Genomic DNA, 24,447 nt, shown 5'->3' on the forward strand with positions numbered 1-24,447 from the left:
GGAGAGATATTGCCACATTGGGGTCGTGTGCTGCGTACATCACTTATTAGGCGAAGAAGTTGGGGGGTGTGTCAACCACTTGGTTTGGAGTTTGGACGTCATGTAATGTGGTCTAAGTTTTTGCCTGCGGGGTCGCGGATCCTGAGGCACCAAATAGCTCATCATATCCGATAGCTCACGTTCTATCCTGCGGAACCGAGGATCCCGAGATATCAAAGAGCCGTCGCAACCTAGTTTGGGGCGGGTGTGCCCATCACGTGATCATTGGGAAGAGCGACTTTGCCGACTAAAACTTCCGATGAATTGCCTTGATTCACCTAGGAACTCGGATTCACGTTACTCGGAACGGCGGTTTCTCCAACAACTTCGGACGAACACCCGGAGATCGCGACGGCAGCGATTCCGGCAGTTACGAGTCGGGGTAGCCAACCGTCCTTTGAGAGGACGCCTTTCGCGGGGTGCACGGTGAGGCGCAGGCAAACCCGCTGCATTGAACTCGTTGCTCGGTCAAGCTCCGAGGAGGTCATGCTCTCGCTGTTTCGTACCTGATGCTCGCACTTCTCACAGAATCGACTCCGCTCATCACCGGGCATCTGAGACCAGTTTTCTGAACAAGGAGTAGCGATGTGAATCGGAGTAAGTGAGCTGAATCGACTGATATCCATGAAGAATGGTGACACCACAGGGGGAGATCGTTCAATTGATTGAAGAATTTCATTCTCCACTGATTATCTTAGGAGCAAAATGGAAGCGAAGTGCTGATCGACGCCGTACTATCGATGACAATCCGCCCGCTCCTGCTGGCCCACGTTATGCCGTGGTTCGAGAAGGACGGCTGGCATTGGAAGATGAACGAGCCGTTGCCAGAAGGGCGTGTGGCATCACACTACTCACCCTTGATTGGCGCCTACGATTCGGCGGATCGCAAGGTCGTTGACTTCCAGGTTCAGCTCATGAAGCTGTCTGGCTTTGATGGGGTCATTGCCGACTGGTACGGAACGCACCGTTGGTACGACTATCCGATGATTCACAGGCGCACGGAGTTGTTGCTTGAGGTCGCCGAGCAGGCGGGGTTGAAGGTTTGCGTGATGTACGAGGACCAGACCGTTAAGAACGCAATTAAAGGGAATCTTGCTGATCCAAAAATGTCCTTGAGCTACGCCACGGCGGATGGAGTGTGGCTCAAGCCATGGGTGGCCAAGAAATCTTGGCTGAAGCTTAAGGGGAAGCCAGTGGTTTTCGTATTTGGTCCGCAGTTCTTCGAGAAGCCCGACTGGGATGCTTTTCTGGAGGCAGCAGGTCTGCCGGTTTTGCTTAGCGAGCACAAGCAAGTGCCGTCAGCTGGTGGGGCTTTTGATTGGCCAATGCCTTCTTTAGGGATGAAGTTCACCGAGGATTATCCGGCACGTGCACAGAACTGGGGCATCAAAGTAGCATCCGCCTTTCCAAGGTTCAAGGACTTTTACGAGCAAGGCGGCGGCGGAAAGACTCATGGCGAGCTACCCGACGACGGAGGCAAGACCTACACCGAGACCCTTTCCAATGGCATCGAGTCAGGGGCGGATGCGGTTCAGGTCGTCACTTGGAACGACTGGGGCGAAGGAACGCAAATCGAACCATCTCGGGAGTATGGATTGCGCGATCTGTTGGCGACTCAAGCCGCTCGCCGAAAACTTGACCCGAGCTTTTCGTACACCAAAGGTGATCTCCTGAAGGCCATGAAAGACTTCGCTCCGAAGAAATGATCGCACGCTTCTAGAGTTTCAGCTTTCCCAGAGTTGGTCGAGAAGCGCAAGTTGCTCGGGAGTGCCGATCGTGATTCGGATACAGCGATCCAGCGGCGGTTGCGACGGCTTCCGGATGAAGACTCCGGCTTCGAGGAGTTGGTTCAGGTGTGCCTCAGCATTTTCCTTGCTGCCGCAATCAAACGTGACGAAGTTTGTGAAGCTTTTCAGCGGGGTCAGTCCACGTCGCACTCCCATTTCGTACAAGGCTTCACGAGATCGAGCGTTCTTCTCGCGGACAAGGATGACGTGCCCAAAGTGCTGGAGCGCCATGAGGCCGGCGGCCTGGGCGACTGAGTTGACTCCGAAGTGGAGACGGATTTTGTCGAGTTCAGCGACATGTTCAGGGTGAGCGATCGCATATCCGAGTCGGAGCCCGGCGAGGCCGTACATCTTGCTGAACGTCCGGAGCCGGATGACCTTCTTGGCCGAGGTATCCAAATCGATAGGCGTCTCGTTAACAAGAAACTCGACATAAGCCTCGTCGAGGAGCAGGTAACAGGTCTCGGGGAGAGCATCGATGAACTGCTTGACGGCGGCTTGGTCATGGAACCAGCCTGAAGGGTTGTCAGGATTCGCGAGATAGACCAACTTCGCCGAAGCTGCGGCACACACCAAACCCTCAAGGTCGGGTTTGTCATCGCGATAAGAGATTCGCTGCAGTGTGGCTCCGCTCCCAAGGACGGCAAAGTCGAAGGTCGGATAGCTTCCTAACGTTGTGACAACAGTATCGCCAGGATCGAGAAAGAGGCGACAGAAGAGGGACAGCAATTCGTCAATCCCGCTCCCAAGGACGATTGATTCGAGGAGAACCCCGTGCTTTTTCGCAAGAGCTCCGCGAAGCTCGAGCGCTCTCGGGTCTGCATAGTTTTGAAGTGATTCGAGGGCGGCCTTCGCACCTTTTGTTGCGAAGCTAGAACTGCCAAAGGGACTCTCGTTCGCACCGAGTCGAAGCAGAAAGGGCTTGCCAAATTTTTCTTCGAGCTCCTCGGGCGCAACAAATGGCACCATCGCCGGGATTGAATCAACGATCTTCGAGTACGGCACGACAACCGGAGAATACAGCAAAACACCCCCCGTCCGAAGACTTAGGGGGTGCTCGTTGGTTTGGTAAGGCTTACTTGATGTCGATCGGCTTGGCGAACTTTGCTTCTCCAAGGTTGACTTCGGCGAAGGAGCACCAGATCTGGACGCTCTTCACGCTCTTGATGTACTTCGGAAGAGTGACTTCGAGGTTGGTCTTGTCTCCGGCAATAGTCAGTCTTTTGAGAAGGAAAGCATTGCCGTCCTTGTCGATCACCTGGAAGTGAGGCGAAGGGGTCTTCGGGATCATGAAGTCTTTGCTGAGACGGAGGACGTTCTTACCCATTTCCTTGCTGAGCGATACAGTTCCGCCGTTGACTTCGATACCTGCGAACTTGCCAGAGGTCATCGCCATCATCATCTTTTCCATCTTCATGTGGTCCTGATTGTGGTTGGCGAATGCGGTGGTTGGGAGAGCAGTGAGCGAAGTAGCGGCAACTGCGACGGCGAGGTTGATGAGAGTGAGTGTTTTCATGTTTGTGTTTTCCTTTGTTGTTGTTTGACTAGTTAAACTGCTTCCGATGCTTTGGGCTTGCGTTCTTGATCTGAACGAAGTTCGGCAAATCCGACGCTGTGGTTGGCTTTGGAGTCCCAAATCGTGACGCTTCGGTAGAGCCAGATGTCGAGGTCCTTGCTGACAGGGAACTGAGCCGTTCCGGTAGCAGGTAGAGCGCCTAGGTCGACCTTTGTTGCGGCCATGATCTTAGCGTCGCTGCTCATTGATTCGAGCTTGAGCAAGACGACTCGAAGGTTTTCGCCCTTCACCTTGACGCCCTTGAGCTTCAGGAAGCGCTTGCCGGAGGACTCGACAAGCGCTGCCGAGCCCTTGGCTCCTTTAAAGTTGCCGCTGGTGACGGTGATGTCGGCGAAGAATCCGACGTTAGACAAGAGTCCCGAGAGGTTTGGCTTGTCGGTGTTGACCTTGTAGCTGGCCCTTGGAGCTAACGAGGCTCCACCAAAGTCAACTCCGAATCGCTTGCACCAGATGGCGACGGCTCCGTACTCTTCAGTCTTGGTTCCAGCGGGAAGCGTGTAATTCTGATTCCCTTGGTTCCCTTTGAGGACGCCGAGGTCGAGGAATCCCGACTTGCCAACACTAGCCTGGTCTGGGTTGGTTCCCTTGACGAGGTAGACGTGAACATCCGGTCCGTTTGAAGTTTCGAAGTCCTTGAGGCTGAGGATGAGCTTGCCATCGACCTCAGAGATTAGGGCTGAGCCTTTAGTCTCGTGAGCATAAGACTCAAATGAGCCTTGGCTAATCAGTTTAGTGTTAGCCGATGAAGCTGTTGGGACTACCTCATTTACTTTCTCGTTGATGAAGAGTTTTTCGGGTCGAAAAGCGAACCATCCTCCGAGGAGAAGCGGGACGCTTGCGGCGATTGCAATACGTTTGATGTTGAGCACGATTGGCTAATGGAAAGCCCCTCTACTTCGTTCCAAAATCGTGAAATTTTTGTTTCTTGAACCTAATCAGCGCTCAGCTCTTGTTCCAAATCGGCGCTGATTTTTCAACATCGCCGGTCAGCTTCTCAATTCGATTCTTCATGAGTGCTGGAGTGATGGCGCGGTTGTCGAGAGCAAACGCCATCATCAGAGTGTCCTTTGCTGTCAGGTATGCCTGAGTTGGCTGAATGCGACCATTCAAGCGCAGCAATTCTTTCGTATCCTGCTTCTCATTCAGCGCTCCCAGGCTGACCGTGAGCCACACAAATTGCTTGCTGGGAGAAATCTCTGCGCCAACTGGTACGTTGAAGCCGGGGGTCTTGATCGTGAACTCGAACTTCTCCTTACCGGCTTCGGCATTGATCTGCTTGAGGTCATGTCCAAGATTTGTGAGCATCACCTTGAGGTCTTCGGCCGAGAGTCGTGACGCCTCATCTCCCTGCGCTCCTGCAAAGCCGGAAGTGAAGAATCCGGTTCCGAGCAGGGCTGCCAGAGCGAAAGGGAATAGAGCGAGTCGTTTCATGCCGTTACAGACGATTCCGACGAGAAGGAGGTTTCGGCTGACCGCATCTCATTCTCGTGGTTGAACTGTTCTGTATAGAGTTTCTCGTACAAGCCTTTCTTGGAGAGCAGTTCCGAGTGCTTGCCTTTTTCGACAATTCTTCCGTCTTCAATGACCAAGATCTGGTCTGCACTGAGAATGGTGCTCAGTCGGTGGGCGATAGCGAAAGTAGTTCGCCCCTTCATGAGTGTGTTCAGTGAAGTTTGGATCAGCCGCTCGGAAGTTGTGTCCAAGGCGCTGGTCGCCTCGTCAAGGATGAGGATTGGAGGGTTCTTGAGGATCGCCCGCGCGATAGCGAGTCGTTGCTTCTCGCCTCCGCTGAGTTTGTAGCCGCGTTCACCCACGATCGTGTCGTATTTTTCATCGAGCGAGTCAATGTGGTCGTGAATCGCGGCTAGTTTGCACGCGTCGATGAGTTCCTGGTCAGTAGCGTCCGGCTTGGCAATCCGCAAGTTCTCTTTGACCGAAGTGTGGACCAAGTAGGTTTCTTGAGTGACCATCCCCACGGCCGCCTTTAGGTCTTCCAGGGCGATATCACGTACATCAATGCCGTCGATTTTGACCGCGCCAGCGTCCACATCGTACAAGCGCGGGATCATGTACGTCACAGTCGTTTTGCCGGCGCCAGAGGGACCGACCAAGGCGATGAGTTGACCAGCTTCGGCCTCAAAGCTAATGTTTTCGAGGGTCCAGTCGCTACTCTCCTGGTCGTACTTGAAGCCGACGTCTTCAAACGATACTTTGCCTGCGATGGAGGCCTTGGGCAGGACGGTCGCGCCTGGCTTCTCTTGGATATCGTGCTTCATATCCAGATATTCAAAGATTCGATCAAATAATGCAAAGGAACCGATCAGCTCGGCCTGCAGGCTCATCAATCCGGTCAGCGGGAAGAACATCCGAGTTTGGAGCCCCGAGAAGGCGACCAACATGCCGACTGAAATGTTCTGGTCGCCCCGTGTGAGCAGCCACCCCGCGAGCCAGAAGATCAGAGCCGGGATGATCTGAGTGATGATCCTGAACATGCCGAAGAAGGCGTACTGGAGAACAGAAGCCTTGACCTGCCAGCCCGCAAGAGCTTGGTTTTCGACATCAAACTTTTCTGCTAGGACATCAGCGCGGCCGATCGTTTTGCCTAGTAGGGCACCGCTGACTGAAAGGTTTTCTTGCATCATCGAATTCAAATCGCTGGTCTTCTCCTGAACTCCTTTGCGGATGTCGCGAGACATTTCGCCAACGAGTTTTCCGAAGAAGCCAATGACCGGGATCAAAGAAATCGCAAGCAGGGTGAGTCGCCAGTCGAGCCAGAACATCGTGATGAGCGATGAGACAACGATAGCGATGTTGCTGAGGGCGTCGACAAACGTGTTGGAAACCACGTTCTGAACCCCTCCAACGTCGGAAATTAGTCGCGTCTGGATATCACCCGTCCGTGCGGACGTGAAGAATCTGAGCGACATTCCTTGGAGGTGCGTGAACAAGTCATTTCGAAGCTGCCGCATGATCTTCTGACCGATGATCACGCTCTGGTAGCCGTAAAGCATGGTCACTCCTGCTGCGAGCAGTGTGATGATGATGGTCAGGATCGAGTAGGTCGTGATGATCCCGAGGTTCTTCTTCTGCAATCCTTCGTCGATAATGATCTTCACGAAGAACGGAGAGACGAGACCCAGTAGCGTTCCGACTGCGACCGTGAAAAGCATCACGGCAGTCTCTTTCTTGTGCGGATTGTAGAGTCCGAAAACCCGCTTCATCGTCACTTTGTCGAGCTTTTTCTGCTCGGCTTTCGCCTCTGCCTTTGTCTCGGCCTTTGTCTCGGGGGAACTCACCCTAATCTTTTACTCCGCTGAGACGTTCGATTGCTCATAATCACCCCATGAAGTTCTGGGTGTGGACGAGTATTGACCGAGAGGCGACGGACGAGGCGCTGGTCGCCAAGTATTCGCAGTTGCGTGCCAACGGGATCACGGGGGTGTTTTTAGCGGAAGGGATCGATGATCGCGAGTTTGAGATCATTCGTTCTTCAGGACTTGAGTTGCACTGTTGGATGATCACCACTAACTGCCGAGAACCCGAGGTTCGGGAAGAGCACCCGGAATGGTACATGGTGTCGCGGTCCGGAAAGTCTTCACTGACGGACCCACCTTATGTGCACTACTACCGGTGGCTGTCCCCGATTTTGCTAGAAGTGCGCGACCATATCACGGCCCGCGCCCGCCATTTGGCCGAGCACCCGTTGGTTCAGGGCGTTCATCTCGATTATGTGCGCTACCCCGATGTGATCCTGCCCGTCGCGCTTTGGAAGGAGTACGGTTTGGATCAGTCGGAGGAGATGGCGGACTTTGACTTTGACTACTCGGACCGAGTTCGCGAGATCGTCCGAGGCGATATCGGTCTAGACCCGCTACAGATCGCTGATCCTGCCCACGATCAGGCGTGGCTACACTACCGATACAAGTCCGTAACCCGACTCGTTGATCAAGTCACCCAAGCCGTGCATGGGCAACGGAAAGAGATTACCGCTGCAGTGTTTCCGACCCCTTCAATCGCTCGGAAGATTTGCCGTCAGGATTGGGACAAGTGGTCACTTGACTTGTTTTGCCCGATGATCTATCACAGTTTTTACAATGAACCATTGGAGTGGATCGGGCAGTGCATGCTGGAGAACATCGCGGCCACATCCGTACCCATTTGTGCCGGATTGTACATGCCAGCGTTTGATAGTCCCGAAGATTTCGCCCAAGGATTACAAATCGTCCGAGATCGCGGTGGTGCGGGAGTCTCGCTATTCGGCGATGTAGACAACGATTATTGGCAAGTTTTCCGGCAGTTCGTCAGCTCCGTCTGAACGCCTGAGGTGTGATACCGGCAATCTGACGGAAGCGCTTGCTGAAGTGGAACTCATCACTGAAGCCGAGGGCGTCGGCGATTTCCTTGTTCGATGTTTGGGGTGAGTAACGGATGAGCTGCTTTGCAGCCTCGATTTTTCTTCCGTTGCGATAACGAAGTGGCGACACGCCTGCGTACGAGAGGAATCGTTTGCGAAACGCTTCGTAGCTCACCCCCATTTCCTTAGCGACGGCGTTAAGGTCCACCTCTGTCCGGAGGTCGTAGCAAAGCAGGCTCTGGGCTCTTCCGAGCCAGGTGTTCTGCTCCGATGGACGCATGCCTTCGCCGAGCGCAATCTCGGAGATGAAGGTCATGAGCGCGACCAAAGCCTGAAGTTGTTGCTTTTGATCCTTCATAGCAACGAACCTCTCGATCCACAACAAGAGCCAAGAAGCTTTGTCGTCAATGGTGGAATCGAGGTGTCGGATCGGATTTTCGGGCGATAATATCCCAGTTCGGAACCAAGCATCAAACAGTGGACCGTCGAAGGCTACGTAAACTTCATCCCAAATCTGGCCCTTCTGGGGTCCGTACCAGTGCGGATTCCCAGGAAATACAAGAATGGCGTCCCCCTGTTTAACAGTGTGCTTCTTTCGGGAGCCATCTTTGTACACGCCTTCGCCTCGTGTGACTAATACCAGTGCGGCTCCATCGTAACTTCGGAGTCGGCCCGTCGAGTTGACGCCGTGGCCAAACAGCCACAACCCGCCCAGAAGCAGCGACCCAACGTGGGTCTGAACTGGGGAGGTGACCAGGCGGTGATGACGTTCCATACTTCCCATTTCAGACATGATTCATACCATTATAGCAATGGTATGTCTCCAATTCGGTCTGAGACAATGAAACCTATGAACAACAAACTCCTTCCCTCACTCGACAGCGAGTATGTCCTCGCCGAGGAAACCATCCTTAGCTACCAACAGAACGGCTGGACGCTAGTCCGCGGGCTGGCAAGCCAGGAGGAAGTCGCAGCGTATCGGGATCCAATCACAGAGCTAACGACCGAACATGCCAAGAACTACAAGCCAATGGTTGAACGTGATACCTACGGTAAAGCTTTCATCCAGCACATGAATCTTTGGTTGGTGGATGAAGACGTTCGCAAATTTACGCTGGCAAAACGGTTCGCCGGAGTTGCAGCCAAATTGATGGGTGTCGAGAGAGTGCGAATCTACCACGATCAGGCCCTATATAAAGAGCCGCAGGGCGGACTGACTCCATGGCACCAGGACCAGCAGTATTGGCCGCTCGATGGCGTCAAGTGCGTCACCCTCTGGATGCCTCTAGTAGATGCCACTCAAGAGATGGGAACCCTAAATTTCGCCAGCGGCTCGCAGTCCCTCGGTTACCTCGGCCCTCTCAACATCTCGGATGACAGCGATGTCGAACTAGAGAACAGGATTAAGGACGGGGGATTCGAGGTCGTCTCCGCCGGCGACATGAAAGCAGGCGATGCGACCTTCCACAACGGCTGGTGCATCCATGGCGCACCAGGAAACGCCTCCAAAACAACGACCCGCGAAGTCATGACGATCATCTACTTCGAAGATGGAGCCGTCATCAGCCACCCCGACTCTCCCCAGCGAGAGAACGACCTCGCAACCTGGTTCCCTGGACTCAGAGCAGGAGATTTAGCGGCAAGCGAGATCAATCCTTTGGTTTGAGAATATCTTTGGCCATCCAAAGAGGAATGATCTCCTTTGGTGCCAGTGTTTCTTCCATGGCCACCACGAGTTTATCGTGATCGGCCTTTCTTGAAATCCAGACTTCGCCCGAGAACTGATACTTTTCCGCCGCTGAAAACTCCGTTCGACCGCCGACTGCAAAGTTTCGTAGCGCATACCGGGTAGCGCGCAGAAGAGGTTGAGTTGTGATGAGCAACTCGTACTCATCCATTGCCTTCTTGTCGTAATCGGCGTTGAAGCGCACCCGGCCGGGCTCCCAGGCTACTGCTGTCACCGTCATAATCCCCGCTTTGACATAGGCATCGGTCTTGAAAAATGATTCCACTTCCGCCCGTTCCTTGGCGTAGGCAATCGTTATCCCCCTTCGTAACTGAGTGGGGTCCGACAGCGGACCGGCGGCTAGGAGGTGCCCTGCTGCTCCTTGAGTTTGCAAATTTTTGATATGGTCAGCCTGCATTTTCTCCAGCTCCTTCGGGTCGCTGGGCCGTTTTCCATCTCCCTTCAAAAAGAACATGAACCAGAGCCTAGGCTCAGTAGCTTGTGGTGATTGGGCAATTATAAAGCTCGCAATGAAGCCGGCTAGCATGTTGCCATTGTAGACCAGATTTCCATCTGATGGGTATACTCTTTGACCTTACGCCTCAGTAGCTCAGCGGTAGAGCACTTCATTGGTAATGAAGAGGTCACGGGTTCGATTCCCGTCTGAGGCTCCAGTTTTCTCGGGATGTGGCTCAGCTTGGTAGAGCGCCGTGTTCGGAACGCGGAGGTCGCAGGTTCAAATCCTGTCATCCCGACCAAAAACACATGGGCCGTCTTCGCCCATTCCAATTTTCTGAAAAAGAAGTTGTCGAACAAGTGAGCGAACAACTAAGCTTGCGATTGATGTTCACCGCCGCCATTCTCTCGCTTGCGTTCCAACCTAGCAAGGTCGCCATCGTTCCCAAGGGAAAAGGGTATCAGCTGACCGTTAACGGCAAGCCCTTTTTCGTGAAAGGCGCCGGTGCCCCCGTCGAACGATTCGCCGGTCTGAGCCAATACGGTGCTAACTCTGTTCGGACTTGGGGAGTGGACGAAAAGACGGGTCCCTTGCTCGACGAAGCCCAAAAACAAGGTCTCAAAGTCTGCGTTGGCTTCTGGATGCGAAAGGAAGACGGCTTCTCCTATCGAAAGCCCGAGGACCTCAAAGCACAGATGGAGGACTTCCGGAAATGGGTGAAAACCTACAAGAACCACCCCGCGTTGTTGATGTGGGCTGTTGGAAACGAAGTCGAACTTGGCGGAGAGTGGCCCGAGTGCTTCATCCAATCCGAGGAACTGGCGAAGGTGGTTAAGTCAGAAGATACAAACCACCCCGTCATCTCAGTCGTTGCTGACATGTGGCCCGAGAAGCAGGCAATGATCGAGAAGTATTGGAAGTCCCTGGATGCGATCGGAGTTAACTCCTATCAGGGCCTCCCGACTCTGAGCAAGCGAATGGAGTTTTGGAAGAAACCCTATTTCATCACCGAGTGGCAGTTCTCTCTGCCCGATAAAGACGAAAAGAATCCCTGGGCGGGCTTTGTCGAGCCCTCAAGCGACGCAAAGAATGCTTCCGTAATCAAGAACTACAAAGAAGTGATTCTCAAACAGCCAGGTCGAGTTCTGGGTAGCTACTTCTTCTATTGGTCGAAGAGCAAAACCGGAATCGCGTCGCTCCACGCCCCGTTCCTTTCGAATGAAAAGTGGCAACCCATGGTTCGGACCATGGCGCAGTTTTGGGGCGGAAAGGTCCCCATGAATCGACCGCCTAGCGTGAGAATCGTTGAACCCAAGGAAGTCTTCAAGGTCAAACCTGGACAAGAGTTTGACCTCGACGTTGTTGCTTCCGACCCGGACAACGAAGCCCTCGTTACCCAGTTCGAGATCATCCCGAATGACCCCAAGAAGCGGTTCGTCGGCGACTTCGAAAAGGATCTTGGAATTGTTGGACGGGGAGATCTCAAAGGCAAAACGAGAATCAAAGCACCGACCGAGCCCGGGCTCTACCGGGTGGCTGTCTATACGTATGACCCCCGTTCGGCAGCTTCGGTGGATTCGCGAAGCTTCTTAGTAGAGTAGGCCGATCAGAGTTTCAGTACACTAAGCGAACAGTGGCAAACATTCCCGGCATTCTCGTAGGCAAAACTTCGGATAAAAAACAGGATGACGCAGTCATCCTGCCCAAATTCTGTAACCGCCACGGACTGATCGCCGGTGCCACAGGAACCGGAAAGACAGTTACGCTACAGTCCATCGCCGAGGGTCTCGCTGAGATCGGAGTGCCCGTGTTCATGGCGGACGTTAAGGGCGATCTCGCTGGCCTCTCGCAGACCGGCGGCGGAAACGCCAAGATTGAAGCGAGAGCGGAACAGCTAGGACTTGCTCCGCTGAACTATCGCGCTTCGACCGTCGCCTTTTGGGACGTTTTCGGGGAAAAGGGAACCCAAATCCGGGCCACCATTAGCGAGATGGGGCCATTGCTGATCAGCCGAATGCTCGGTCTGAACGATACACAAGAAGGCATCCTCAACATCGCCTTCAAAATCGCCGACGACGGCGGACTCCTCCTTCTGGACATGAAGGATCTAAAATCGATGCTGACCTGGATGGCTGAGAATGCCGAGTCGATTCGAGGCGAGTACGGCAACGTGACGAGCACATCGATTGGAGCGATTCAGCGCGAACTACTGGTCTTGGAAGAGCAAGGAGGAGACATCTTCTTCGGCGAGCCGGCGCTGAATGTGACGGACTTGCTCCAGCGAGCCCCGGACGGACGTGGGATCATCAACATTCTCGCGGCCGACAAGCTGATGCTTTCGCCAAAGCTCTACGCCTCGTTCTTGCTCTGGCTACTAAGCGAGCTTTTTGAGAACCTGCCCGAAGCAGGAGACCTCGACCAGCCGAAACTGGTTTTCTTCTTCGATGAGGCCCACTTGCTGTTCACCGACGCTCCCGAGGCACTACTCACCAAAGTCGAGCAGGTGGTCCGGTTGATCCGCTCGAAGGGCGTCGGAATCTTCTTCGTCACCCAACACCCGCTGGATATTCCCGATTCGGTTCTCAGTCAGCTTAGCAACCGCTTCCAACACGCCCTGCGTGCCTTTACGCCGCGCGACCAAAAGGCCGTCAAGACTGCGGCGGAGACATTCCGCCAGAACCCGGATTTCGATACCAGCGAGGTCATTACCGAGCTCGGAATTGGCGAAGCCCTGGTCAGCACGCTCGCTTCAGATGGCACTCCGACGGTTGTGGAACGAGTCTTTATCAAACCCCCACTCAGCCGCCTTGGAGCCGTAACCGACGCGGAAAGGGAAGACGTGATTAACGCGTCCTCACTACATCGCCGCTATTCGCAAAGCGTCGACCGAGACAGCGCCTACGAAGAACTCATGCGACGGGCACACGAGGCGCAAGAAGAAGCCCAGCACCAGATTCCCGAACTCAAAGAGGCTCCCGCCCGACGGACGGACTCGATTTTTGAGTCGGTGGTGAAATCAACAATGCGAGCCGCCGGAAGTCAACTCGGTCGCCAGATCGTCCGGGGAGTCCTCGGGAGCATCATGGGCGGGATCTTGGGCGGGGGATCCAGAAGGAGACGGTATTGAAACAGTTTGACGTCGCGCCAATCGGGTCAAACGTTGCGATAGGAACGCTTCTGGCGACATGGGAAGACGGCACCAGAGAGTGGCTGGAAAACCTCGAAGAGCCGTCGGAGGAAGCCATGGTCTGGCAACCCTTCCCAAATGCTCCGAGTATCGGCGGCATCATGTTACACATGGCGTGTTGCGATCTCTACTGGATCAAGAACTTCGTTCGAGCCGAGGAACTTGATGCGGATCACCCAGCTGTCGCCTATGATGCTCAGCTAGATCAGGACAACGTCAAATGGCCCGCCCCTCCTCGCCAGCCGTTTGCTTGGTATGTCGAAGCCCTGCAGAGCACTCGTCGCCAGGTCGTCGAACTGATATTGCAAGAGCCGAACGCCGAGCGAGTTTTTCAACGCCGAAATAGCACAGCGACGTTCCGATGGATTGTAGCCCATTTGGTGGAGCACGATAGCTACCACGGCGGGCAGTGCGTCCTGCTCCACTCGATGTGGCAGAACCGCTCGGCAGCTTAGTCTTGCGACCGGGTCAGTTTCATGTCGCCAATCGACCAAAAGCGCGTCCCCGTTCGGCGATTATAGTAACGGAAGTTGCCATCCTGCCATTCGATTCTTGTTTCACCAGAAACCTCGTCCCGAAATTTTTGACCCGGAAGATAGATGTCCTCGGTTCGCTTAGGCATCGTAACGGCAAAGCTTGCCTCGCTGAACCGCGCGGGGTAGATCGTACCGTCTAACCAAACCTCGTCTTTGCCTAGGACAGGGTAGATCGCCAGAGAGTCGACCGGTCGGTCGCCTTCCTGCTTCCGCAATTCAAGACGATCCGGGTTCTTCATCCTCCGGATCACGACGAGGGCGTCACTGGCGTGCTTTTCTACCACCGAGTCCGAGACGGTTGAGATTCCTCGGTATCTGCCTTCCAGCTTTTCCGCCCATTGGTCCAATCGTGTCGTATCGACGGCGGGAGGGCGATGGAGTAACCAGAATCCTATCGCGAGCGTTCCAACCAGGGCACTGCTCCCGCCGATGATCGGCACGGCCGCGCTGCCGAGGCCCTGGAGAATCACAGAACCTCCAGAATAGGTCGAAGCCAACTGATGCGTTCGAAGCGACACGTTTCCGGTTAAGGGAGAGGGGGGTACCACCGCATCCGAGTTGCCGGCCGAAGCCAACCCCAGGAGCACGGCCAACAACCCTGGTCCCCCCTTTCTCTTGGCCCGATCCAGCGCACGTCCGATGCGCATTTGAGCCGCTGCTGTTGTTAAATTGAGGGTCTGCCCGACCTCTTCGACGGTTAGGCCGTGGAAGTACCGCAGGATGAGTATTCGCCGATCATCGGCGCCGAGTTTGTCCAGCAGGTCGCCCAGTTCGGAGCGATCACTATTCGGCTTGGGTTCGGTCTGATTCATCTCGGCTCCTTTACGTCGCTTCTTTTCGCGGTGGTGTCGTAGCGCGAGGAACCGTACCGTACGCCACATCCAAACGGCGAAGGCCTTCTGATCCCGGATTCGGCGTCCTCTTTTGTGCAAGATGAGATACGCGGCTTGGACAATGTCTTCTGCTTCTTCGGCAGATCGAACATGGACCATCGCCATCCGTAGTGCGGCAGCGTAGGTTGCAGAATGCAGTTGATCAAACGCTTCTCGATCTCCATCCCGCAGGGCTCGGCGTAGCAGAACATCCACATCTTGCATTTCTTGTTCACTGGCCGTCGATGCTCAGACAGGACTTCGTTCCGTTGTGAAGGAGCTCAACCCGATTCTTTTGAGCAGGAATCGTTTTCACATGGCTATCGACATAGATAACGTTGGAAAGTCCCGCATGGCGCGACGTGAAATGATCGAATTCCGGATGGAAGAAGCCGTCATTGGTGCCGCTCGTGTAATTCGTGTCCTGATTCGGCGCGGTTCCTTCCTCGCCGAGCATCATCACTGCAGAAGTGTTCTGAACCCAACTCATCGGGCGCCCCCTTTCTAGACCTCTCGCAAAAGGTGGCTCGGCAAGGCAGCCATTCAAGGCATAACTCTGTTTGGACGTCGTCCCATCCGTGTCACTGGGGCAGACGAATACACCGGCTGACTTGACATACGGGAACACGGAGCCTTTCTCCGGCTTGAAGTCGCCTGCGCTGTAGGTGCGGAAATAATCGATGTACGTCCATCCGCCTTCTTTCTGTTCGCCGCCTAGGCCTTCGGTCATATTTGGAAACCAGTCATCGTTATCCGATGCGTACAGGAGGAAACCCTTTCCGATCTGATTGAGGTTGCTGATGCAGGACGCCTTCTTGGCGGCATCCTTCGCTCTAGCAAAGACCGGGAAAAGGATTGCGGCAAGGACGGCTATGATCGCAATGACGACGAGGAGCTCGATCAGAGTGAATGCCCGTCTCATGCTTGCACCTTCGTCATTCGGAACACCACGTTTGGCTTTACGCTCTTCTTGTCCTTTCCGGTTGCAACGCTGATCTCAAGGTTGGTTCCCACGTTTTTGAATTCGACGACCTCGCAGTACTGAGGATTGCTTCCGACTAGCTTCAAAATCTGGGTTTTGCTAGCCGCAAACCCAGCCAGATCGTCGAATTCGATGGGAGATTCATCGAGGGTAAAAGTCCCCTTCGGGGTGAGCCTCAAGAACTTCGTGATGGTGATGTTTGCGTTCTGGTTTTCTGCGCTCATCGCCTTCCGAGTTGCCTCATCGGCGATGAAGTCAGCGACGAGCCGGTACTCTCGCGCCTTACCATCAAACTTGATGGTTCCTTGCAGAACCGGCTGCTTGCCGTCCGGAAGAAACATCTGGGCGGTACCCGTCCACTGACCGCTCATGCGGTTGAGTGCTTGCTCAAAGGTCGAAGTGTTCGATTCCCGGTTGAACAGAAAAAATGCTCCGGCGCCGACGGCACTGATCACTCCGGCTATAGTTGCGAATCTCATTGGATTTGTCATGGCTTTCGTGGCTCCTTTTTGCCACTGATGCATAACAATCTCCGCTCAGCCTAAGAACCTAACAAGAATTTTTGGTGCTCAATTTTTTTTCGAAGATGAACGGTAGCTTGCGATGCTCCTGAACCCTCCACCGGTTGAGCTGGACCCCCATTCCATAGGATTTCCGACGAGAATCAAGTTAGGAGGTTGACAAACCCCCGACTTCGTTGCCTAGTAGGTGAAGATCGAATATCGAGTGCGCGATGCAAGTCGCGCTTTCGCTTTCGCGGCCCAAGACCTGTCAAGGGAAACTGCCCGTCACCGCCCAACTCATGACCGATACAACACATTTTTCATCCAAACGTTCCCATCAAACTCTCACTACGCAACCGGGAAAAATCCCCCACCGAAAGACACGACTTTCCGGGCTCGAAAAAGCACTTCAGGTTCAAAAGGACACGAAAAACCCGCCACCCAGAGACCACATTTCGCATCCAAACCTCACCGACAAGTCACACCGTCACCGCTAAGGAAAAATTCACCACCGAAATGACACACGATTTCGACCCAAAAGCCACGTTTGAACCTGGAAATGACACATCTTTTCGGGCGCGCACTCCCAAAGATGTGTCACAAGATCGCTGAAGTCCGAACCACTACAAACAGAAATGAACCAGCGACGCTACATGAAGAAGACCAGAAACTCCCCGTCCGGACCCCAGCGGTCGGCGACGTCTTGCAGGCACTCGAGAAGAGTGTGCCAGTCCTCGTTCCGAGGGGCGTTGTGGATGACGAAGGCGAACTTGTTCCAACCATCCAGAGAGAGCCAAGAAAGATCAGAGAGGCAGTCGATGAGCGCGTCCCAATTGTGGCCGAAGTGGGACGGGAATGACCAAGTCACCGCGATGCCTTTCAGAATCTGCTCCTTGGTTTCTGCCGAGGACGCGTCCCACTCGCGGACTTCGTGGGTCCTTTTGAGCCCATCAACTCCGATCTTCGGGAGTTTCCGCCGCCTCATCTCGACACCTTCGTAAAGCTGTCGTAGTGGTCGCCCGTGTACCAAACCGAGCCGTCCTTGCCGATCACCACCCGCTGGGGCCCAGGGAATTTGGGGCTGCGGATTGTATGAACAAACTCGCGGTAGTACTCGCGGTCACTCTGCCGAGGCAGCCGCCGCTCGCGATTCCCGAAGAACCCGCCATCATTCCGATGGTTCAACTTCTCGCCTTTGCGTATCCGGTCAATGGTCGGGTTGATGTCCATCTCGCCGCGATACACTTCGCGCCCGAAGTCAACGACGCGGACATCCTTGAGGATGTCAAGCTTGGTTGAAACCGCCCCGATGTGGGGTTGGCCAAAGCCGCTCTGCAGTCTGGCTCCCCCTACCCCTTTGGAATGGGCAGGGGGTTGGGGGGTTGCGGTTCTCCGCGACAGTCCTTTCGCATAAACCAGCCCGACCGCAAGAGCAAAACAACCCACCGCCAACGCAACCCGAGAAGCACCCATGCTAAATTATGCCGCCTCCACTCATTACCTCTTGGTCTCAGAAGGAATCTTTTCGGCGGCGCAGAACGCAGTGATCGTCGCTTGCGTGTCTTCGGGTATTGCAGACGTGGGGATGATGATGGGCGGGTTCGCCGGAAACTCGAACTCGGTGAAGTTATCCGCGCTTTTGAACCGCAGAAGGCGGTCCCAGCGGTCAACGAACTCACGGCCGGAGGCAAAGCCGAAAGTGATCCACTGCCCCTCGGCAGTGAGGTGGACGACGGGAGAGTCGAAGCCAGCGGCGCGGATTCCATTCAGTTTCTTTCTAAGACCAAGCAGTATGACAAGCATCACTAGTCCGATCATTACGGCAAAAACGACAATTTGGAGGATGGTTTTTCCTAGGAAGTCGGCCACGTGTTTGTAAGGTTCGAAGATGAAGTCACTAAGGATCTGAGCAATCAGGATTCCTATCATCACCGGTCCGAACATTTTAAATTGGCGATTCAGCTCGAAGGCAGTGAACTTCGACAAGTCCGCATGTTCAGCCGAGAGTGTCGAATCAATTGTCGGCGGCTCCGAGCGGAGCGAAAATCCGATGGAGGTGTCAACTCGGCTCATTATTCTCTCCTCGTAATCGGGCTGGATTCAACCTTTGAAGAGGGATCGAAGCCATCGGTGGAATTGCTGGTCTTGAATCGGTGCTCAGGCAGCAGCGCAACAAAAAGTGCCACACCTGCAGAACCTAAGCACATAAAGATGTTCAATCCTTGCTCGTAGTCGATAACATCCTGATATGGCACCCGAGGCAAGAGCCTCTGGATTGTTGCTAGTGCCAAAAAAGCACACGGCGAGCCGGTGTAGAAGTTGGAACGAAGTCCTCTCCTGAAATGAAAAGCTTCAAAGGCAAACGAGCCGCAGCTGACAATAAATGTCACCGCGGCGACCAATTTAAGGAACGCAAGCGGTGTGGGTAACGCCCAAACCTTGAAGACTCCTTCGACACCTAGTCCGAGTCCCAGGAAACTGATGCCCCAAAGCAACCATTGAACTTTTTGTCGCTTCGCCACTGCCCCAGTATAAACCCAATCTGCGCGAAATGTACTACCGGACGACACGTCTTAATGTCGCTTCCATAATCGGCCCGGTCTGGGCGCTGACGCTGAACACAATCGCCTCGCGCAGGACGCGCTGGGCGGGGTGGGTGTGGTAGTTGGCGGCTCCGCTGCTGGCGACGACTCCGGCGTGGGCACAGCGCGTCATGAGGTCGATCGCCCAAGCTCGCTTTTCGAGCCGGAGTGGAGCAGTGTCTTCCGAAAAGTCCTTTTGGTGGGCAACCAACTCCGCGCGGCACTCCTCGATTTCTGCGTAAAGCTTTGTGGCGGTTTCTTGGAGGAAGTCGAAGCTCTTTTTGTTCGCGACGTCTTGAACAATATCTGCCCCGGCAAGGGCGCAACCAACCGCAAAATGCCCCTGAACAACGATGTTAAAAGCGTCGTTCTTCCGCATCCAATCCTTGTCGTTGATGAAGGCGACCTTGGAGGTCGGCAGGAAGTACTGATCGAGTCGAGCGGTCACGGTCTGGCAAGTCTCCATCGCAGCCAGGCGCATTGGCTCGCTCATCGTTTGCCCTTCGGCGTTCCGGAACGGCATGAAGCCGAAAACGGCACGGCCTTCGGGCAGTACCGAGCCGATGAGATACTCGTCGAAGAATCCAAACCCAGTGATCCAGGGGACCTCGCCGTTCAAAAGGAATCCACCATCGGTTTCTACGGCTTTACAAATCGGCTCACCCGTTCGCCTGAGCTGCGAGAAGCCAATTCCGACGGTCTTTGGTCCATCCATCAACGGCAAGTACTCGGCCCGGATCTCCTCCGACGCCTGCTTCGCGATCATGTTGACCGCGCTTTGGTGCTGGGTTTGGAGGAAGGCAAACGAGCCACTCGCGCGGGCAACCTCTTCTTGGTAAGTTCGGAATTCGGCCTCGCTGATCGCCGGCCCACCGTACTCAGCGGGACGCTTAAGCGCCATGAGCCCCTGCCGCTTCATCTCATCAAAGGCTACGCCCATCGCTTCGATCGAGGTGTCAATCGCATGCGCGTTCGGCGCGACATGGTCGTGAAGAAACGCAGTGGCGGCGTCGAGGCTCACTAACCCTCCAGCTTGGTAAAGTCTCCGGCAAGCAGCAGAGTCTGTGATGTGAGTTCTGCGAGTGCGAGGCGGTGAAAACGCTCAGTTGGATCTTCGGACATCACCATCGTATTATCGAAGAAGGTGTTGATCAGCGGCAACAATTCTCGGACTATTGCCACCAACCCAGCTACGTCAAAACTGGCTAGCACTGTGTTTAAATGAGTAGTCTTGCCTGTCAGGGCTTCATGGAGCTGCGTGCCTTCAGCAGAGTTCAATCCCTCTTTCGCAATTTCGTCTATGGCCCCAATCTTTTCTCCCTTCTTTTTTGCCGCAGCAATCAAATTAAGGGGGCGAGTCGAGGTTTGAACTTCCTCGGGAGAGAATTTTGACAACACCTGTGTTCTAAACCAGGCCATTCGAGGATGGTCTGCAGCTCCAAAAAGTTCGGTTCCAGTTGCCGCGCTGATAATGTCAGCCCTAACCGTCTCGCCCCACAGTACGGGGTATCGACTGTCAAAGATTTCCCTAAGCGAGTGGTAGGCAAAGCTATCGTCAAGTGTGAATCCTTGGTTTTCGTAGCACAACTGAGCAGCGTCCAGCTGCAAACCAGGAGCACTCTTCAGGTCTGTCCAATCTCTCGTATCGTTGATGATTGTTGTAACCGCGCGTCTCAGCCCGAAAGGGTCGCTTGATCCGGTAGGAACGATTTTCAAACCTAGGTAGCCAGCGAGCTTATCAAGTTGATCTGCCAGTCTGAGCCGAACTGCGGTTCGTTCAGCTGCATTGGTAGGGTTCGGAACAGTGGGGCGGTACTGCTGCGCCATCGCATACGAAACTTCCGGCGGGAGCCCGGCCGCAGCAGCGTAAGACGCACCAATGACTCCTTGCAAAGAACTGAGTTCTGATACGAGTCCAGTGGCAAGATCGGCCTTCGCGTACAACCCGGCTAAACGGGCGTACTCTTGTTCAGCTTCGTCAGCACCCGAGTGAAGCGCAATAGCTTCTGCCAAACTCGCCAGCCGATCCGCGCGCTGGCGAACAGAACCCAGCTGAGCCTGGAAAACCACGCCCTCCGTCTTCGCCAAAAAGTCGTCAAGCGTCAGCTTCTGATCTTGCTCATAGAAGAAGCGAGCATCGTTAAATCGCGCTCCAAGCACCCACTCACATCCCTTCCGAACCGTCTCATCATCGCCGGAGTTCCGGATGAAGATGAACTGGTTACTCAGCTTGCCGGTGTTAGAGTTGCGAATCGGGAACATGCGCTCGTGCTTCGCCATTGCGGTCACGAGAACCGGCTCTGGAAGCTCCAAGTACGACTCGGGGAACGAACCCAAGATCGCCGTTGGCCATTCGGTGAGGAACGTGTTTTCGTCCAACAAGTCTTCCGTAATCTCTGGAACCCCATTAGAGATCGATTTTGCCTGGGCCAGGATCGACGCCTTTCGGGCTTTCGAATCGACTTCCACAAAGCGATTCTTCAGTTCAGAAACCAATGCTCCGAAGCTCTTCGCCTCGAAAGGATCGGGGGCGTAGAACCGGTGTCCATATGAAATCAGTGCCGCAGGAACTCCTTCGACGTTAAAGTCCAGAGCCCGACCATCGTAAGCCGCCAGAATCCAGCGAATCGGACGGGCAAACCGAGCCCGAGATGCGCCCCATCGCATCGACTTTTCAAAGTTCAAACCAAGGATGATCCTAGGCAGAATTGATTCCAATAGCTCTGAGGTAGGCAAACCCCCAACGTGCTTGGTGACCCAAACATATTGCTCGTCTCGGCGCAAATCAGAAGGCTCAATCCCCTGCGATTTGCAGAACCCAAGTAGTGCCTTCGTCGGCTCGCCCGCCGCGTCAAAAGCCGCCTGAAGCGAAGGCCCGCGCTGCTCCTTGACCGAATCCTCTTGCCGATCTTTGAGATTAGGAAAGTGAACTATCAGCCGACGCGGCGTTCCGCAAGCGGTTGCTCCGCCGCCACAAACCCCAAGCTCCGTCAGCTCCTTGCAAAGCGCATCGCGCAAGTCGCCATAAGCCTTTTCAACAAAAGACGCGGGGAGTTCTTCACAACCGACTTCGAGCAAAAACTCAGGCATGGCGAACCTAGAGGATACCCCTCTGAGAGCTTTCAGCCTTCAAGATTCAGCCTTCAGCGGGCGGGTTTGATCCTGAACTTCAGTGCCGCATAGCCGTCAATTTGGAAGTGGTGGATGGTCACTTTGTGAGTGCCTGCCGAGAGCTTGATTGTCTTGCTGTAGGTGGTTGGCCCTTGGTAGTGCCATTCATCACATACGACAATATCTTCATCCACCGTACAAACGATGCCGTCGTCACCCGTCACTTCGAGAGCGTAGGTTCCTTCCGGAACCGTGAACTTGCCGGTAGCGATTGTGCCGAAATGTGTCTTCGGGACACCTTTTTCAAAGCCTCCATAACCAGTGTAGTCAAGCTTGGCTGGCGTGGCATCCCAGCCCGGGCGAAGAACTGAGGCCTCATCATACGCTCTCGCTTCGGTGCGTGGATCACTGCCAGGACCCCAAGGGAAAAAATGGACGCTCCACTCCTCCTTGACCTCAAAAGTCTCATGAGTCAGAGTGATCGGAGTTCCTGCCGGAGCCACGATCCCTCGGTGATCGACAGTCTTGCCACCGGTGTAAACAATCTTGAGTTGCCTCTGGGGGTCCGACTTTTCTGCATCCGGGCGAATCCAAATGGAGCCAGGAACTTGTCCTCCAATGCTGTTCTTTATCTCGAACCCATCGCAAACCTTGACCTTGAACGTTCCCTTCGGACCCAGAACGGACAACTTCTGCCAACCATTTTCTACAACTTTCGTCGGAACGATCACCGGCGCTCGGTAGTCCACCGGACCCCATTGGTCGATTCGCAGATCCGCCTTACTACCTCCGACAGTGAACGGCATCATTCCACCCTTCAGCGGCTCCGGAGAAAGTTCCTCCCACACATCCTCGTCGTCCCGAGGATCCCATTTTCCTACGGTGCGGGAAGCCAATGGCTTTTCGCACTCGTTTCCTACAAGCGAAAACCTCTCTGGAAGTCCGCCGTTAGGAAGGTCGGTATGCAGACAGTTCTTCGCAAACCTCACGTCCTTGCAGGATGGGTCGATAGCAAACAGCGTGTTGAAGGAGTTGTTGCCTTCGAAGAGTACGTTCTCGGAACGGGTCACTGACAGCCGAAGGTCGCCGATCGCATTGTCCTTGATCTGCCACCCAATGCTCCGGGTATTGCGAGCCTTTGGGTAGCCCCAATTGGGGTCTTGCTTCTCGTTCGCCCAGATTCGGAGGGCGTTGTTGTTCCCGAGGAACTGGTTGGACTCAACGGTGATGTTCTGGCCGTGTTCGTGAGCGATTCCATCGACGTTGCCCGAGATATGGTTTCCGGCGATCAGGGTGTCGTAGCTGTAGCCGGTCCAGAAGCCGTGCCAGCAGTTATCAACCCGGTTATTGACGAACTTGTTTCGACTGAAAGTCGCCTCGATCCCATTGGTCGGAGCGTCGCTAAAGTCATTCCCGTACAGCAAGTTTTCGTTGCAACCACCCTTTCCTGTGTCCATCGTGGTTTGACCCGCCCACAGAAAGAATCCATCCCCGCCAAAGCGCGCAGAGTTGAAGGCAAAAACGTTTTTGTTGCTCTGCTCAAAAACCAGGATCGCTGCCGAATCCTGGCCCCGGTTGTAAACCCCGTGCGAATACCCCCGAACGCAATAATCCAGGTTGTTATGCATGATTCGGTTGTTGGACGACCGGTACATGCCAATGCCGATTGCGCTCATGTAGTTGATGTTTGAGTTCCAAACCACCCCTTTCTCCGAGCGGTTCATCATCAACCCACACTGTCCGCCATAAGCCTTGAGGCCCTTGACTTCGAACCCTGTCACACCATCCAGATAGACTCCAGCACCGTATCGAAACCACTCGCGCTTCTCGTTGCTGTGAAAGCTCATCCAGTCGTTTAGGTCTTCCTTTTCAGGCGTGGAAAGCAGTCTCTGCTTCCAATTCCAACTCACGTCACAGTTGATCAGGTTAAGATTCTTGCAATTCTCGGCAAGAATCCCGACCTTGTAGCCAGCAACAGTCAGGTTCTTGATTGTGATGTTAGAGCCCGTGATTCGAACTCCAATACCCTTGCGCTGATCAGGATCGACAGTTTTCGGAGTCCCGCGTAGCACGACGCCTTTGAAGTCGAGGGTGATGTTGTTGCCTGAAACCGAATAGGCTGGAGACCGAAGAGCGACGTCGGACGACTTGATGTAGTCCCCTGGGCTAGTCGGAATGGTTTGAGCTAGGGCGAAAACGAGCGAAGAAATCATGGTAAGCGTGCGTCGTGATAGTCTTGGTGGCGATTCATGAGTTCACAGACATGAACAGGGGAAAGTCGTCCTTCCAAAAGATTGCCCCCGCAACACTCGTCGTCGTTCACGTGTTGCAAGTAAGCGCGCAGTGAGGCTCGTCTTTCGCGCCACTGGTTCGCAGCGGTTTCTAGGTTGACCTGTCCCGAAGGGGCAAACATTTTTGGCATGAAGGCGGTCTGATCTGCCGGCTTTTCCATTGCCTTCATGATGAAATTGTAGAAGAAGGTGACTTTGGGGCGCTTCCCTGCCATTTTCGCACCCACCTCTTTGTTAATCATCTTTAGATAGATCCCCTCTGTGATCATCATGTGCTCCAGTGCGCTCTCAGGAGGCATGCTTTTTCCCACCGGGGAAGTTAACAACTCAGGAGACAATGAACTTATCCGGGAGATCATTGCCTCCATTCTCGCATCAAGCGCATCAAACTTTGCGGCAAGCTGTGGACTCACAGCCAAAGTCTACACCTGCGGTACCCTGAAG

General features: G+C 54.4%; 25 protein-coding genes and 2 tRNA genes. 8 read left to right on the forward strand and 19 right to left on the reverse strand.

Going from position 1 to position 24,447, the window contains the following annotated elements:
- Window positions 1-317: 317 nt before the first annotated feature.
- On the reverse strand, window positions 318-665 hold the full coding sequence (locus tag WCK51_01310) for a hypothetical protein (GenBank protein MEI7575503.1): 348 nt from the start codon (window positions 663-665) through the stop codon (window positions 318-320).
- A gap of 90 nt (window positions 666-755) precedes the next feature.
- On the opposite strand from WCK51_01310, the gene WCK51_01315 reads away from it, so the two are divergent.
- Window positions 756-1,745 carry a hypothetical protein gene (locus WCK51_01315; GenBank protein MEI7575504.1) on the forward strand — a complete coding sequence of 330 codons (990 nt, stop codon included), beginning with the start codon at window positions 756-758 and terminating at the stop codon, window positions 1,743-1,745.
- Window positions 1,746-1,763: 18 nt separating this feature from the next.
- Here WCK51_01315 and WCK51_01320 read toward each other — a convergent pair whose 3' ends face one another.
- From WCK51_01320 to WCK51_01340, 5 genes are all read right to left on the reverse strand, one after another.
- Window positions 1,764-2,831, reverse strand: coding sequence for an aminotransferase class I/II-fold pyridoxal phosphate-dependent enzyme (locus tag WCK51_01320; protein MEI7575505.1), 1,068 nt, complete (start codon window positions 2,829-2,831; stop codon window positions 1,764-1,766).
- A 70-nt stretch (window positions 2,832-2,901) separates the two neighbouring features.
- Entirely contained in the window at window positions 2,902-3,342 is a 441-nt protein-coding gene (locus tag WCK51_01325; protein ID MEI7575506.1) for a hypothetical protein, read from the reverse strand.
- A gap of 32 nt (window positions 3,343-3,374) precedes the next feature.
- Window positions 3,375-4,271, reverse strand: a complete 897-nt coding sequence (locus tag WCK51_01330) for a DM13 domain-containing protein (protein ID MEI7575507.1) — start codon at window positions 4,269-4,271, stop codon at window positions 3,375-3,377.
- Window positions 4,272-4,344: 73 nt separating this feature from the next.
- Complete coding sequence (locus WCK51_01335) at window positions 4,345-4,833, reverse strand: hypothetical protein (protein ID MEI7575508.1); 489 nt, start codon at window positions 4,831-4,833, stop codon at window positions 4,345-4,347.
- Window positions 4,830-6,698: an ABC transporter ATP-binding protein gene (locus tag WCK51_01340; protein MEI7575509.1), complete on the reverse strand. Its 1,869-nt coding sequence runs from the start codon at window positions 6,696-6,698 to the stop codon at window positions 4,830-4,832. Before WCK51_01340 ends, WCK51_01335 begins: the two co-directional genes overlap by 4 nt.
- Window positions 6,699-6,745: 47 nt before the next feature.
- On the opposite strand from WCK51_01340, the gene WCK51_01345 reads away from it, so the two are divergent.
- The gene (locus WCK51_01345) at window positions 6,746-7,717 is read left to right on the forward strand and encodes a family 10 glycosylhydrolase (protein MEI7575510.1); all 972 of its coding nucleotides are present in this window, start codon (window positions 6,746-6,748) and stop codon (window positions 7,715-7,717) included.
- Here the strand turns inward: WCK51_01345 and WCK51_01350 are convergent.
- Entirely contained in the window at window positions 7,704-8,531 is an 828-nt protein-coding gene (locus WCK51_01350) for an AraC family transcriptional regulator (protein ID MEI7575511.1), read from the reverse strand. The two genes, WCK51_01345 and WCK51_01350, sit on opposite strands and share 14 nt — an antisense overlap.
- Before the next feature lie 75 nt (window positions 8,532-8,606).
- Between WCK51_01350 and WCK51_01355 the strand changes: the two genes are divergently transcribed.
- The gene (locus WCK51_01355) at window positions 8,607-9,422 is read left to right on the forward strand and encodes a phytanoyl-CoA dioxygenase family protein (protein ID MEI7575512.1); all 816 of its coding nucleotides are present in this window, start codon (window positions 8,607-8,609) and stop codon (window positions 9,420-9,422) included.
- On the opposite strand, the gene WCK51_01360 is transcribed toward WCK51_01355, so the two are convergent.
- Window positions 9,406-10,029, reverse strand: a complete 624-nt coding sequence (locus WCK51_01360) for a YciI family protein (GenBank protein ID MEI7575513.1) — start codon at window positions 10,027-10,029, stop codon at window positions 9,406-9,408. The genes WCK51_01355 and WCK51_01360 overlap by 17 nt on opposite strands.
- Window positions 10,030-10,081: 52 nt before the next feature.
- Between WCK51_01360 and WCK51_01365 the strand changes: the two genes are divergently transcribed.
- The 5 genes from WCK51_01365 to WCK51_01385 all read left to right on the forward strand — a co-directional run bounded on the left by WCK51_01365 (window position 10,082) and on the right by WCK51_01385 (window position 13,581).
- Window positions 10,082-10,156 (forward strand) — tRNA-Thr (locus tag WCK51_01365).
- A gap of 7 nt (window positions 10,157-10,163) precedes the next feature.
- Window positions 10,164-10,240: transfer RNA gene (locus tag WCK51_01370), tRNA-Pro, on the forward strand.
- A gap of 85 nt (window positions 10,241-10,325) precedes the next feature.
- A complete protein-coding gene (locus tag WCK51_01375; protein MEI7575514.1) occupies window positions 10,326-11,540 on the forward strand; it encodes a glycoside hydrolase family 2 TIM barrel-domain containing protein in 1,215 nt (404 codons plus the stop codon).
- Between the two features lie 41 nt (window positions 11,541-11,581).
- Window positions 11,582-13,066, forward strand: coding sequence for a helicase HerA-like domain-containing protein (locus WCK51_01380; protein MEI7575515.1), 1,485 nt, complete (start codon window positions 11,582-11,584; stop codon window positions 13,064-13,066).
- Complete coding sequence (locus tag WCK51_01385) at window positions 13,063-13,581, forward strand: DinB family protein (protein ID MEI7575516.1); 519 nt, start codon at window positions 13,063-13,065, stop codon at window positions 13,579-13,581. Before WCK51_01380 ends, WCK51_01385 begins: the two co-directional genes overlap by 4 nt.
- Here the strand turns inward: WCK51_01385 and WCK51_01390 are convergent.
- The 11 genes from WCK51_01390 to WCK51_01440 all read right to left on the reverse strand — a co-directional run bounded on the left by WCK51_01390 (window position 13,578) and on the right by WCK51_01440 (window position 24,416).
- The gene (locus tag WCK51_01390; GenBank protein MEI7575517.1) at window positions 13,578-14,759 is read right to left on the reverse strand and encodes a sigma-70 family RNA polymerase sigma factor; all 1,182 of its coding nucleotides are present in this window, start codon (window positions 14,757-14,759) and stop codon (window positions 13,578-13,580) included. The genes WCK51_01385 and WCK51_01390 overlap by 4 nt on opposite strands.
- 7 nt (window positions 14,760-14,766) lie before the next feature.
- Window positions 14,767-15,456, reverse strand: a complete 690-nt coding sequence (locus WCK51_01395; GenBank protein ID MEI7575518.1) for a prepilin-type N-terminal cleavage/methylation domain-containing protein — start codon at window positions 15,454-15,456, stop codon at window positions 14,767-14,769.
- Complete coding sequence (locus WCK51_01400) at window positions 15,453-15,995, reverse strand: hypothetical protein (protein ID MEI7575519.1); 543 nt, start codon at window positions 15,993-15,995, stop codon at window positions 15,453-15,455. Before WCK51_01400 ends, WCK51_01395 begins: the two co-directional genes overlap by 4 nt.
- 673 nt (window positions 15,996-16,668) lie before the next feature.
- Window positions 16,669-17,004, reverse strand: coding sequence for a barstar family protein (locus tag WCK51_01405; protein ID MEI7575520.1), 336 nt, complete (start codon window positions 17,002-17,004; stop codon window positions 16,669-16,671).
- Entirely contained in the window at window positions 17,001-17,492 is a 492-nt protein-coding gene (locus WCK51_01410) for a ribonuclease domain-containing protein (protein MEI7575521.1), read from the reverse strand. Before WCK51_01410 ends, WCK51_01405 begins: the two co-directional genes overlap by 4 nt.
- Window positions 17,493-17,516: 24 nt before the next feature.
- Window positions 17,517-18,092 carry a hypothetical protein gene (locus WCK51_01415; protein MEI7575522.1) on the reverse strand — a complete coding sequence of 192 codons (576 nt, stop codon included), beginning with the start codon at window positions 18,090-18,092 and terminating at the stop codon, window positions 17,517-17,519.
- Entirely contained in the window at window positions 18,092-18,541 is a 450-nt protein-coding gene (locus WCK51_01420) for a hypothetical protein (GenBank protein ID MEI7575523.1), read from the reverse strand. The genes WCK51_01415 and WCK51_01420 overlap by 1 nt, the downstream gene beginning before the upstream one ends.
- A gap of 34 nt (window positions 18,542-18,575) precedes the next feature.
- Window positions 18,576-19,622 carry an acyl-CoA dehydrogenase family protein gene (locus WCK51_01425; protein ID MEI7575524.1) on the reverse strand — a complete coding sequence of 349 codons (1,047 nt, stop codon included), beginning with the start codon at window positions 19,620-19,622 and terminating at the stop codon, window positions 18,576-18,578.
- Entirely contained in the window at window positions 19,622-21,691 is a 2,070-nt protein-coding gene (gene glyS / locus WCK51_01430; GenBank protein MEI7575525.1) for a glycine--tRNA ligase subunit beta, read from the reverse strand. Before glyS ends, WCK51_01425 begins: the two co-directional genes overlap by 1 nt.
- A 53-nt stretch (window positions 21,692-21,744) precedes the next feature.
- The gene (locus WCK51_01435; protein MEI7575526.1) at window positions 21,745-23,925 is read right to left on the reverse strand and encodes a right-handed parallel beta-helix repeat-containing protein; all 2,181 of its coding nucleotides are present in this window, start codon (window positions 23,923-23,925) and stop codon (window positions 21,745-21,747) included.
- On the reverse strand, window positions 23,922-24,416 hold the full coding sequence (locus WCK51_01440; GenBank protein ID MEI7575527.1) for a hypothetical protein: 495 nt from the start codon (window positions 24,414-24,416) through the stop codon (window positions 23,922-23,924). The genes WCK51_01435 and WCK51_01440 overlap by 4 nt, the downstream gene beginning before the upstream one ends.
- Window positions 24,417-24,447 lie beyond the last annotated feature (31 nt).

This window comes from Armatimonadota bacterium (assembly GCA_037138755.1).
Lineage (GTDB): Bacteria > Armatimonadota > Fimbriimonadia > Fimbriimonadales > Fimbriimonadaceae > Fimbriimonas.